This is a genomic window from Phyllobacterium sp. T2-21 (genome assembly GCF_055378485.1).
Genome location: NZ_AP027912.1, coordinates 3,273,879 through 3,287,082, shown reverse-complemented (window position 1 = coordinate 3,287,082; position 13,204 = coordinate 3,273,879). Strand labels below are relative to the sequence as shown.

Annotated in this window: 5 protein-coding genes and 1 tRNA gene; 4 read left to right on the top strand and 2 right to left on the bottom strand. The window is 51.0% G+C overall.

The features are described 5' to 3' along the window. Positions 1–57: 57 nt before the first annotated feature. The 3 genes from ACZ5FP_RS16360 to ACZ5FP_RS16350 all read left to right on the top strand — a co-directional run bounded on the left by ACZ5FP_RS16360 (position 58) and on the right by ACZ5FP_RS16350 (position 2,897). A tRNA-Ile gene (locus tag ACZ5FP_RS16360) sits at positions 58–134 on the top strand. Between the two features lie 65 nt (positions 135–199). Next, on the top strand, positions 200–1,837 hold the full coding sequence (locus tag ACZ5FP_RS16355; protein WP_464661289.1) for a tyrosine-type recombinase/integrase: 1,638 nt from the start codon (positions 200–202) through the stop codon (positions 1,835–1,837). A 268-nt stretch (positions 1,838–2,105) separates the two neighbouring features. Then, positions 2,106–2,897 carry a hypothetical protein gene (locus ACZ5FP_RS16350; RefSeq protein ID WP_464661288.1) on the top strand — a complete coding sequence of 264 codons (792 nt, stop codon included), beginning with the start codon at positions 2,106–2,108 and terminating at the stop codon, positions 2,895–2,897. A gap of 1,372 nt (positions 2,898–4,269) precedes the next feature. On the opposite strand, the gene ACZ5FP_RS16345 is transcribed toward ACZ5FP_RS16350, so the two are convergent. Then, entirely contained in the window at positions 4,270–4,848 is a 579-nt protein-coding gene (locus ACZ5FP_RS16345) for a recombinase family protein (RefSeq protein ID WP_464661287.1), read from the bottom strand. Positions 4,849–5,191: 343 nt separating this feature from the next. Continuing rightward, complete coding sequence (locus ACZ5FP_RS16340) at positions 5,192–7,504, bottom strand: hypothetical protein (protein WP_464661286.1); 2,313 nt, start codon at positions 7,502–7,504, stop codon at positions 5,192–5,194. A gap of 1,480 nt (positions 7,505–8,984) precedes the next feature. Between ACZ5FP_RS16340 and ACZ5FP_RS16335 the strand changes: the two genes are divergently transcribed. After that, on the top strand, positions 8,985–12,821 hold the full coding sequence (locus ACZ5FP_RS16335) for a hypothetical protein (protein WP_464661285.1): 3,837 nt from the start codon (positions 8,985–8,987) through the stop codon (positions 12,819–12,821). The last annotated feature ends 383 nt before the right edge of the window (positions 12,822–13,204 follow it).

The following is a 13,204-nucleotide window of genomic DNA, read 5'->3' as shown; positions in this document are numbered from 1 at the left end:
CCGCTATTGATCGCGGGGAAGACGGGCGGCAGCCATAGGGTTTGCCGCTTTCAGGTGGGGCCTGTAGCTCAATTGGTTAGAGCCGGCGGCTCATAACCGCTTGGTTGGGGGTTCGAGTCCCTCCGGGCCCACCATTCTTTTTAAAATCAAAGGCTTAGGAAGCGGAATTTCTTGGTGAGACATCCAAGGGAGACATCGCTTGTTCAATCCGGCCTATCTCGTGAAGTCACTACACGGTATCTTTTATTTGCGTTGGCCGATACCGAAGCAGCTACATCCGCAGAAAAAAGCTTCGACACTCAAACTTTCTCTACAGACCCGCGATCCACGAAAAGCATTGCGCTTGTCCCGTTCGTTGAGCCAGATAGGCGCAAGGTTGAATGAACACGGAATTGAATACAGAATGCGGTACGACGAACTACGGGCGTTGCTTACAAACCATTTTCGAGAGTTTCTAGACCAAGCTAAAACCGAGATGGACGCTACGGGCCCACTGAGTGAATTTGAACGACAGGTTCACCAGGCAAGCAAACGGATTGCCAAACAGGCGAGGAAAACAGATACGCCGCTGTCCTTCGTGAAATCAGACGACGACTTGCTAGCCCGCTTTATCGACAAGTACGCTCTTAAGATCGAGGAGGGCAGCCTCGAATACGGCTGGTTGGACCGGGAGTTAAAACATTCCTACCATGACTATCTGAAGGCGGTTCTGGCGTATGACAAGTCACTACAGAGCTACGACTTCGAAGATAAAGCGACACCTCTTATGGGTGAGCCTGCCAAGGTTGCGAAGCTAGCGGGAATGTCGATTGCCGAAGTCGCCGCTGCCTACACAAAGGAAAGGCAAGTCGGGAAAGCTTGGGCGGCAAAGACCACCATTGAAAAGGCTGACCATATTAGGCTCTTGGAAGAAATACTTGGAAGCGACACCGACGTTCGGAGGCTTACGGCGACAGAAGCAAAGCAGGTTAAGGACACATTGCTTACTTATCCACGCAATCGGGCCAAGAACCCGCTCACCCGAGGCAAGCCACTTGCTACGGTACTGGGCGTCCCGAACGTTGAGAGGATACAGGTTCCGACCATCAATAAGTACCTTCAGACATACAGCGATTTGTTCGGGTGGGCAAAACAGAACAATCACATGGATGCGAACCTGTTTTCTGGTCTGACAGTCCGTCAGGGAAAGAAGGACAAAGATAACGAACGTGACCCTTATTCAGATGACCAAATCAGATTGATCTTACGGACCGTTCTACACAACGAAACGGGATTGGTGACCAAAGATTACCAGAAGTGGGCTTCCCTCATCGGCATTTATACGGGTGCAAGACTTGGCGAAATCTCACAATTGCACTTAAAGGATATTCGCCAGCAGGATGGCATCTGGTGTTTCGACATGAATGACGAAGGCGACCGCAAAAGTCTGAAAACATCTGCTGCGCGCCGTTTGGTGCCAATCCACAGCCAGTTGATGCACTTCGGCCTGTTGGGGTACGTGCAGCAAATGCGGGACAAGCGAGCGGTAAAACTATTCCCGAGCTTTACCTATGACCCGAAAAATGGATGGGGTCGCCAGCAAGGCCGATGGTTCAATAATACCTTGCTCGTGAAACTCGGCATCAAGTCGAAGACCCGTGTTTTTCACAGCCTGAGACACACGATCAATACTCGCCTGCTGCAAGTTGGAGTGCAGGACCCCATGGTGAAAGCCATCCTTGGTCACGAGCAGGAAGGCATGACCCAGAAGCAGTATTTCAAGCAGGGTTACACACTCCAGCAGTTGGACGACGCCTTGCAGAAGCTTGATTACGGGTGGCCTGCCGAGGAAACTTGACAGGTGCATACGAACGCGAGAAACAGAGGCTGGAGCCGTACGTGCGGCTCCGGGGCGTAGTAACCCCTCAAGACTAGGACTGCGTGCCACTGAATTGGCACCACTCTTCGACCTATGGTCGGGGAGCCTGCGGCGTATGCAACAGGTTCTCCGAACTAAAGGCCGTAGGGCCGTGTCTTGCGGTTACTAACTCCCCGATCACCAGAGGATCGAAGGGCCATTTGCGGGGACGTACCGCGTCTACCGCCCTTCTGCAGGGGGCTGCATCTTGGAAATCGTCATCATTGGGCTGCTGGCGTTCGCAGGCTACAAATTCTTTCGCCATACCACTCGTACAGGCAAGGAAGCCGTGCGGGCCTACGTCTATCTGGAAACGCTCAAAAAGGGCGTCTCTCCGCACGAGGCCAATATCGTGACCGATGCGCTGTTGCGTGACATCGGCTCGGACATGGCAGTAAGCGCAATGAACATGTCCAAGCTGGAATACGTTACAGTCCATCAGGGCAAGCAACTTCCGATGATCGGTTATGCCTACCGGCAAGGACTGCGAACGACCATGCCCTTTTGGTACAGGAAGTTGGCCATTGCAGTGCCGGAAACATTGGAGATTGACGTTTCATACGGTCACCTTCGGCCCGAACTAGCGCCGGAAAGCCTTCAGCGGTTAACAAAAATGGTGGCAGACGAAGGCTACAAATCGTTCTGCCAGACTTTTTGCGACGAGGTCAATCGGCTTACCGGTGAACAACATTACAAGCAGCGCGAGGGAAGCGTTTTAGATGACGAAGACCTCTACCAGCTCTACAAGCAAGGTGACGATCCGTTGATTACAGCTGTAATCTACTGCCACGAAAACGACTTGAACAAAGAGTTCCATCCCACCTACGAAAGCTATCGTTCAGCCTTTGCGACCGAGTTGTTAAGGTTCGCGTCCAGCACCACCCAGTTGACCGACTGGTTGTCCAAGGTGGATAGCGCAAGGCTGCATACGAATTTCAAGGACGGTACCCATCCTCGTCTTGCCGCTTTCGGCTACTACGAGCTTGTCAGTCAGCACTAGCGATATGGCAAGCCAATAGTTTATCGCTATGGGCTTTGCCGCGCCTTCATTCATGCCGACATCAGCGTCATATTGCCTGCCGCATACCCCCCCCCCCCCCCATTTACTGCGACCGCGGTCCAAGCCACCTACGAGCGATGCCGGAGCGACATACGGGAACAATGGATCGTGGACGGTGCCACGCTTTGGAGCAATGGCGTCAAAGTCCGCGTTGTCGACGTCAACATGCCCCGGAAATCAGTCAGCCCCATTGTGCATGGCCGGGACGTGATGAAGACCGGTACGGACGCAAGTTACAAATGCTGCTCCGGAATGGTCGCTCTCTTGGTGACATTCTTGTAACTGAAGAATTGGCACGGACGTGGACCGGTCGCCGTCAGCCTCGGTGCTAAACAACCGGTACTCCATCATTCATACAGACCTCCAACACAGGCCTTCTACAAAGGAAGTGTACAGAATATCAAATCATATCAATATCTTATCAATTTTTTGCTGAGATAGAAATCCCCCATATTTAACCGCTGACTGGCGTTTGGTCGCTCAGGCGCTCATTGCCCATCCAATCCTGATTTTCTCGCCAGTGGCTTTCTGTGATCGAATGCGGACATGTTGCAAGTAAGTTCGGAGGGCATTTTAATAGTCCGGAAGACAAAGCATCCTAATTTGAATGGATATCGCCTTCATGTGGCCGGACAAATAGTCAGTTTGACAATCATATGGTGTCGCGTCTGTACGTAATCTGCATATGGCTCCTGCGTAACTGTATGGCATGTCTCCAAAACGGAACAGATACCGGAAACCGGCATACTAAACGTTGTTCGTTGTCTGATTTTGGTAATCGTATAAACAACCGCTAGGTTTCATGTATCTCTAATCATTGTACCGGATGCTGGTAAACCGCAGCCGAAGCCTTCCCATGAGATACGTATTGGTATCTGTAGCAATCCTCATTCAAATCCGCTTATTTGGAATGGTATGGAATACCGCATGCTGCTCGGTATGAAACAATCTGCATCATACTCTTTTATTAATCTGTACTAATATAATGGTTTCTATGATTTTTTATGGTATCTATTATTTATATTCCATATGTTTATATATTATATATGTATTACTATCTGTATCTAGTATCTGCATTATATTATCATATCTATATATAAATCGTATTCGTATACAGCATCAGTATTTAATACTGGTATTTACTATCTGTATCGTATTTTTGTATCGATATCGTTATGGTAGCTTGATTATTATCTTATAACAGATACGGCAGGGTTTCATATTTCCTAATACGGTCCGAAAGACCCAATCATCGGCTCAAAGGTACGCTGCTACGAATAGCACCCGGTTAGCTATCGGAACATATCCGTAACTATTCGGGTGGACGATCAGTTTTTCGGTCGAGAAGCTTTTGAACCGTAGCTTTAGAAAAGCCGATGGCTTCGGCAGTTTTGCGGATACTCACGCCCTCACTATGCAATTTAAGCACCTGCTGGCGCACTTCTTCGGTAACAAGACGCGGCCTACCGCCTGTACGGCCTTCCGCCCTTGCTCTTGCTATCCCTTCCATCTGTCGCTCTCGGCGTATCTCGGTCTCAAACTCGGCAATCAAAGCCAGTATACCCATGACAAGCTTGCCGGTCCGGGTGCCTGTATCAACGGCTGTATCGTCCAATACCTTAAAGGCAATGCCTTGCTTCTCCAATCCACTAACGATCTTATAGAGGTCTGCCGTCGAACGAGCCAAGCGGTCCAGCTTGGTAACAAGCAGGGTATCACCTTCCCGTAGGTAGTTCAGACATTCGGCTAGCGCCGGTCTGTCCCCGTCAAGGCCGGATCGTTTCTCCGTAAATACTTTCGTTGCCCCTGCCTGAGCCAATCGGTCTACCTGCCCCGCATGATCCTGTTGCCCGGTTGAAACTCGCGCATAGCCTACTACTGCACCCACCATCGTACTCCTACCTCTATGGATATGTGTACGCATAGTTACTGTACGCTATGTGTACAGTCAAGAGATGTGTGCTAAAAAGGTATACCTTTATGTACCCCCCCCCCCTTTGGAGGCCCTTATATCGCCAAGTGTCAGGAGGTCGAAAACGCGGCATACGATACTAGTTTCGAACCGATATCTATTAGCTCAGTAACTGCCGCTTGGCATGGGGGAAAGCTGCGTACTTTTGCGTTTGAATACCCCAGCGCAAAAATTTCTGGTTTTGGTGGGTCGAAACACCTGAAGCGTAGCACTAAATTGGATCCACCATTGACGGGTGGCAACTCCTAATGCGTACCACCCATTACAATTCGCCTTCCGGATCAAGCATTCGGATTTCGAATATGGGGCTATCGGCCCACTCAACTCGCTGTTGGAAGCGAAAAGCTAAGCTACCTTTCTGATCATCGTCTGCTTCAAATGAGGCTTCTACAAAATGCGGGAGCTGGTCGAGTTCAGAGTAGACAACTCGTTGCAATGCTTCTGATGAGAAGAGCCAAGCCACACCGGGATCAAAGTCTGCCGCGTAAACGTCAACTCCCTCGACAGTAGCGATGTAGCGTCCTTGCACCTTTCTTCCAGTACGCCGCTCTATACGAAGTCCCGAGTGGGCTTTGGGTTCACTGTAGCTGTACATGAACCTCCGGAAAGATCGGGCTTCAGCACCGATGGAGACAACCAACAAAGGGCTAGCCCCGGCCTTCGCAATGTAAGGCGCGGCCTTCCGCCAGAACGCCTCCTCCTCAAGCTTTTCCGCAATCTCTATTAGCACTCTTGGGCGCAATGTGAATTGTGCCCAAATACGATTGGCTGCTATAGAGCACACGCTGGAGCTCACAACTTCCGCAAGGTTCACACTCTCTTGGTCCATTGGAGGCGTGACAAATTGGCCTTTTCCAAAGCCGTCTAACCTGGCCGTGAAAACATTATCCTGACTAGTGCTCTGTTCGGTCTCAATTTTGAATTTCGAAAAGAAAGGTATCTCTGCTGGATTTTCCAACATCTTCTCTTCTACTTCATTTCGTAATTCATCAATTTTAGTTTGATCAATGGGCTTTGTGCTCAATCTCGTTAAGCGTACTCCGTTGATTAGATTTTCTATCGTTCCGAGGATATCGCGCAATCTAGCGCCCGCTTTCTGGACGTCTCTTTCTGGATCAAGGAGCCCAACTGCATTGTTGAGGGTGTCCGAGGGGCTTTCGAGAATGGACTTGTAAGTCTGTAGTTCGCGGATAATATCTCGCAGCGACCCATCTTCGTTCGGTAGTAAAGCTACCTTCTCGGCAAGATCAACGACACTTTGCTCTAGGTGGGGGTCTGATCGGTCAGGTAACCAAGCTGCCAGTATCGCTAGCATTGCTACCCTCAGATCGTCTCTCCCGTGTATTGTCGAGGGCGTAAATACCCTACCCGTCACGACGGTTCGCTCCGTCATGCTATCTAGTCTAGAGACCAGGCTGTCTAGGTCCGCGCCGTAAACACCCTGTTGAAAACGGTAGCCTGCCATCTCGATCCGCAATATATCCATAAGAAGACGGCGAAAGCTTAATTGGCGGTGCGCCGGACGGAGAGTACCTTCATCGAGAACCTGTCGTTCAAGGATGAGGTGAGCCGTTTTTGCGCCTAAGCTCGATTTCTGTTTCCCAGTAAGCGACCAGAAGAGCAACGTTGCAGCAGTCAAGTTTAATACATCATCATGAGCCTGATGAACTACACTAGTGAAGACTTCGTTCGGATCAGGGGCGGGATCGTAATCATAGCCCAAAGCGGCCGCTTTGATCTGCGCATCCGCCCAATCGAGCCTCATGATATCCGGCATAATGAGACGATGCCACCGCAGCTCGGCACGACGATCTAGTTTATAGCTGAGTATTTGGCGCCACCTTACGAGCGCATCACGGAAATAGTCCGTCCCTAGTGCGTCCTCGTTCCAGACCGCCGCCGCTAAGCAATAGGCCGTGTTTTGAAGATGCTGCCAAATTGCAGGCCAACTATCTCTGTAAGTTACCCAAATCGCCCCGTTATCGGCACCCGCCTTTTCTTCCCATCCAAATAGCCAGGGTATGTGTTGAAGCCAGCTTTCGTTGGCTCCGACCATTACTGGTAAGACCCTCGCATATGCTATCGCGTCTGACCCAACGAGACCTGAGTGCTGCGTTGACTTTACCATATTGGTGGTCTGCAACACCGTTCGTTGAGTAACCCAAGCTTCCAAACGATGCATCATCGCTGGGAAGAGATCATTGATTGCTGTGAGAGTGTTCTGTGATTGCTTCGGGTCTTCCCGACGCGGCAACAGTCTCGAGGGGACATGCGCTAGCGCACGTGCATAGTGGTCGCTATAAATTAATCGACCGACTGCGCGTTCGAACAGTCGTATATATTGCTTGTTCCATTCCTGATGTGGCGCGGTCCAAGCATCCCCAGCGATCTCGGCCAGATTAATAGGCGTTCCATCTGCAGTCTGCGATGCATTAAGGCCAAGCAGAAAACGATGATATCGCGTCAACTCCCTAAGTGCACCGTCGAAAGCTGCGGGCGCATCGCGATCAATCTGCAATCTAACCTTATCGGTCAGTTCCTCCATAATTTGCTCTGGACTGGGAAGATCAAACATCGTCTTTCACATTCCCAAATTTGAATGCCCTCCTCAAAACAAATCGCTCGATTGCGGTCAGTGGCACTCCGCCCCGCCTCACGCACCAGTTGAAATTGCCATGCTTCGGAGCATCTAACGTAGGCGCGAACCATAGAATGGGCGCTTGGTGCGCGGACCAGCCGTCGAAATCTGCCTCACGACTTGCATCTCTAGCGCAACGCTTCGTCCAGCGTAGGGCCACCCAGCGAACCCAGATCATTCGAACATCCCTTAAGGCCACTGTCTTCTTAAAATTGGCGCTAATCTCTACTGTATGCGGTTTCCCAAAGTCAAAACCAAATGAAACACTGGGCTTGGTATCGCTCACGTCTCTCCCAATTAACGAGGAGGACGCACTATTGTAGAGAAAGTGGCGTACGCGCTTGCACATATCTATCGGCATTACCACATTCGCCGTATATAATTCTCTCAAACGCTCGCGCCTGGACTGTTGCACGAACCCGAATGTCACACCAATAAAGTGAGCGAGAGCGGCGAGATTTATTAGCAACCAAGATAGATGCACACTCAGCAGCCCAAGCTTGAAAATAGGCAATCCATTGCCGTATCCGAGTGAATGAAGTATAAATTGACCAGGCCATAGTAATTGTACACAAAGAACACCGATTAGCGCCAGGCAACTCGCAACGAGTTCGAATGAAAATGCTTCGTGATAGTATACTTTTACGTCAGTTTCGGCGTTCTCTCGTTGGGCAATTAGTGTTACTAGAGCAAGAGCAAGAGAAAGTACCCCTAACGCGCCCACTTGTGCTCCGATGAGATAGCTTCCTACGTTGAGTAGCAGCGATCTCACATAGCTGGGAGGAGCAATAACGAGCCAAGGAGGCGGGCTACAGGAGGTCAACCAATCCACAACCTCGCGGATACGAGAGAAGATGTGAAGGTCAAACCACTCTGGTCTTGTACAAGTTACGTACGGAGCCGCAATGGCTTCGGCAGCCAAGAACAAAATTTCAGCACACAGGTAAAAGCCTATAAATCGCCAGAAGGTGCGGATCGAAAAGAAGCATCTTAGCACCCTCGTATAGGCGCTATACCTCGCTTTTCGAGCTACCGCATTTGTTCGCCGATGCGCAGCAATCTCTCTTCGAACAATCTTGTTTATGCTTCCAGTCCATCCGCCGCTTCTCCAATCAGTCATAGCTCTCTCTTCATGGAAAATGGCACTACACCAAGTTTCGGCCTGAGCCGTTGGCTGTGCGGCGAGGTGAATGCAGGTATTCGGATAAGCGACTATGCCGGTCCTTAACCCAGCATTGGGATATGATATAGATAAAATCGCTCACACCGGAAATACTGGGGGGAGAGTTATCCAGAACTAACGAAGTGGTGGAAAGGCGTGAATACGCAATAGACCAGGAAGCGAAACGCGATGCCTTCGTTTATAGATGTTTTCAATGAAGAACGGTTACATGATTGAGTAACTTAAGGCAGGGAAATGCCACATCCAATACTTACGGTCAAAACAGCAGACATCCAGTGCCTGAACGATGAACAGGCCCGTGAATTGGTAGCTCGCTTAGTTCGTGCCGAAGCGGAGAAGCTCGGCGCGATAAATCCTACGGTAACATGGGGTGGCGACCAAAGAGCCAAAGACGGGGGGATTGACGTACGAATAGGCGCTGCAGCTCTTGATGCAGTAAGCGTGTACTTGCCGAAGATGAATGTTGGCTATCAGGTGAAAGCGGAGAAGTTCCCGCCATCGAAGATACCCGACGAGATGATACCCAATGGAGAGCTCAGTGGCTCTATTGCTGACTTATTGCGAGCTACCGGGGCGTACATAATCGTCTCCAGCCGAGACAACGTGTCGGACACATCGTTGTCAGCTCGACAGGCCAAGATGGCTGAGTGCGTTGAGCATGCAGGATTGGGCGGGAGAGGCTTGGTTGATTTCTTGGATGCTCGGCGCCTTGCAGATTGGGCAGAACAATTCCCCTCCATCGTTGCATGGGTAAAGCATACTAACGGCAGGGCACTTGAGGGTTGGCAGCCATATGGACCATGGGCCTACCGAGAGAACGACGCAAACGCTGAGTACCTCATTGATGACAAGGTGAAGGTCTTCGCACCAGATGCCGACGAAGGCTGTGGAGTGCTTGAGGCGATCGATGCAATAAGGCACGATTTGCGTGCTGGGCGCATTGTGCGCTTGGTCGGGCTCTCGGGAGTTGGTAAGACACGGTTAGTTCAAGCTCTCTTCGATCCCCGTATTTCTACTAGCATGACCACCTTATCTCAGGACGAGGTAATCTATGCCGACCTATCAGATCACTTGGAGCCGCAGCCGACCTCTATGGCCGAGACATTGGTCGACAGTAGGGCCCCTACATGTCTTGTGATCGACAACTGTGGACAGGAGCTGCACAAGCGCTTGGCAGAGATAGTTGCGCGGGCATCGCCAAATATTTCATTGCTGACTGTGGAGTACGACATTCGGGATGATTTGCCTGAGGGGACAAGTTGCTATCGATTGGAGGGGTCCTCAGACACAGTCATCAAGGAACTACTCGCGCGTCGTTACGGACACCTTTCTAAGAATGATATTGATAGGGTTACGGAGTTTTCGGATGGCAACGCCCGTGTGGCATTTGCATTGGCAAGCGCGCCTGAGAGGAGCAATGAACTCGCCCAACTAACAGACGACGCCCTGTTCAGGAGATTATTCCACCAGAAGCAGGCCGAAAGCGACGAACTCCTCAGGTGTGCCGAAGCTGCTAGCCTTCTTTATTCATTCGATTGTGATGATATCAGTCAGACATCAGAACTAGCGCTACTTGCGTCGACAGTGGGTCTGTCTGTCACGGTTCTTTATCGTGGCGTTGCTGAGCTACAGCGGAGAGGACTGGTTCAGCAACGAGGGAAATGGCGAGCGGTACTACCTCACGCCATTGCAAATAAGCTAGCTGCTCGGGCTCTTGAGAGTAGTCCACCTTCCTTGGTGTTCGATGCGTTGCTGGACAAAGCCAGTGAGAGGATTGCGAAGTCATGCTCACGCAGGCTTGGTTATCTACACAATTCGCCCAATGCCCGGCGTGTTGTTACAGAGTTTCTGAAGCCAGGTGGGCGCTTTGAACGCATTGACGCCTTGGACGATGTCGGACGGCAGGTGCTTAAGAATGTTCTACCCGTTAATCCAAGCGCTGGTCTATCTGCTCTCATAAGGATGGTAGAACGCATCCCTACCTCGACATTAGAGGATCAGGCAGCATCTGATCTGGTCGGGATGGCAAAGTCGCTCGCGTACGATGCAGACATGTTTGATGACGGCCTCAGAGTAATGATGGCCTTTGCCGAGGGGGATGCCGTCCGCGAACGTAACAGTTCGTCGCACGAAGCGATTGTTTCACTTTTCAGCTGTCATTTGTCGGGAACACACGCCTCACCGGAAAAGCGGATAGCATCCGTTCGCGAGTTGCTGCAAAGCAACCAGCCATTGACGAGGAAACTGGGGCTGAATGCTCTGAGGCAGGCATTGGAGACAGGTCACTTCTCTAGTCAGTTTGAGGCAGACTTTGGTGCCCGTCGGCGTGACTACGGGTGGTCCCCGAAAAGCAGGGAAGACATAGTTCGATGGTACGGCGGGTTTACTAAGCTCGCCTTGGAGATTGCGCTAGAGGCGGACAATCTCGGCACCGAAGCGCGATATCTTTTGGGTAGAGCTGTGCGTGGCCTCTGCAATGATGCAGGTATAATCAGCGAAGTTGAGCATGCAGGAAGGGTACTTGCAGCCTCAGGTGGTTGGCCAGATGGTTGGATTGGTGTCCGGGAAACAATACATTGGGGAAAATCGTCATTTCCTTTGGAGATTTTGGAAAGGTTGAGCGCTGTCGAACGCCTTCTCGCGCCAACCGATCTGTTAGGAACGATCCGCAGTGTTGTTATTCCTCGTGAAGCGGCAACGCTTGTCCTAATTGACGGCGACGATGGTGATTATGTCGGTCACCACAATCAGATGCTGGAACGCGCCCGGAAGCTCGGCTGTTTAGCTGCGAATACCCCAACCGTATTATCACAGGTCTTGCCCGATCTCCTACGCGACCGCTCGAGCGAGACAAGTATGTCCTTTGGAAATGGTCTGGGCTCAACTCTCAAAGACCCTGCTGAAGTGATGTCTGAGGTAAAGGGCATCATTGCCAAAATGAACGCATCGGATGTTAGTCTGCTGGCGATCCGTGGATTTTTGCGGGGATGGCAGGAAATTGACCCTGTTAAGGTTGGTATTTTCCTCGATAATGCAGTGTCTGATCCAATCTGGGGGCAGTGGTTTCCAGAGTTACAATGGGTTATTGGCTTGGAAGGTGACGGCATTCAACGTATATTCAGAGCGTTGGGCGCTGGCATCGCGCCGATTTGGCGGTATCGGTTTTTGTCCGGGGGGCAAACGGTAGACATCCTCGATCCGGAAACCATAGAAGGTCTTGCTCGTTCTATATCAGATCAGCCAGACGGAGGTACCGTAGCAATAGACCTATTGGGGATGGTGGTACATTCGGCCCATGAAAGAGGCGAAAGCTTTGTACAAGACATCGCGGAGCGGATTAGAAGCTTTCTCGCTTGGGCTGATTTGTCCAACTGCAACATTAACGACACCATGGTCGATCATCACCTCGACAGGTTATTGAACTTCACGCTCATCAATGTCGTGCCCTCATCGGTCGACAACGATGTGCTGAACAATCTGCTGTCATGGGATCGCTCAGAGGGTCGGAGATATGCCTACAGATGGGGCAGGTATCTGCAACCCTTCTTTAAGCTCAGACCTAAATTGGTGTTGGACGCAATATACCAGTCTGATCCGGATGGCAGTTACAGAACAGCGCGTCGGTTGGCTTCACATTATGACTATGAACACAGTAGGCGTCCAATGGAAGCAATGCCTGTCGATGTGGCGCTGGAATGGTGCGGAGTATCACCTGGTGACCGCTACCTGTTTTTGGCACAGACCTGTTCTCTATATGCTTCTAAGAGTTCAGATGGCGAGCAGATCAACGAACGCCTATCTGAAATTGCGGCAGAGATATTCAAAGCGGCTCCAGATAAGAAACAGATACTGAAGGCTTACCTAAACCGGCTTATGCCTATGAGTTGGTCCGGCTCGCGGGCGGCAAAGTTGCAACGACGATTGGGTATCCTCGACGATCTTATCGCATGCGCAGATGTGGACGAGACACAAATGCTGAGCGAAGAGGGTTCGCGTATGCTTCAAATTGTAGCCGACTTGAAACAGCAAGAGGATGCAGAGGAGAGAACCGGGAACGAAACCTTTGAATAGGGGCTGGCCTTTGGGGTGACTGAGCTTTTCGAGCGATGATGGGTGGCTTCGCCGGGGCATCCGTCTGTGCCGACCTCCGCCGTTCTTTTGTTGCTCGCCCGGTAAACAATCTGACGCTGTATACCGTCTTGATCCTTCCCCCGTTCTGAGTTAGTGCAGAACATCAAAGTGGGACATCGTGTCCTATCTCTCTCCCTGAAACGCCCTGTTTCTAAGGCTTTTAAGCGATGGTGGACGCTCCCTCCGGGCCCACCATTCTTCCAAATCATGCAACAAAATCAATATATTCATGCCGCCGCGCTTCGATTGGCCTGGCGGTTGGCCATCACTCTTTGTTGCAGTCATGATTTTGGCCGGCATCGCTGCTATCATGGCTCGGGCCG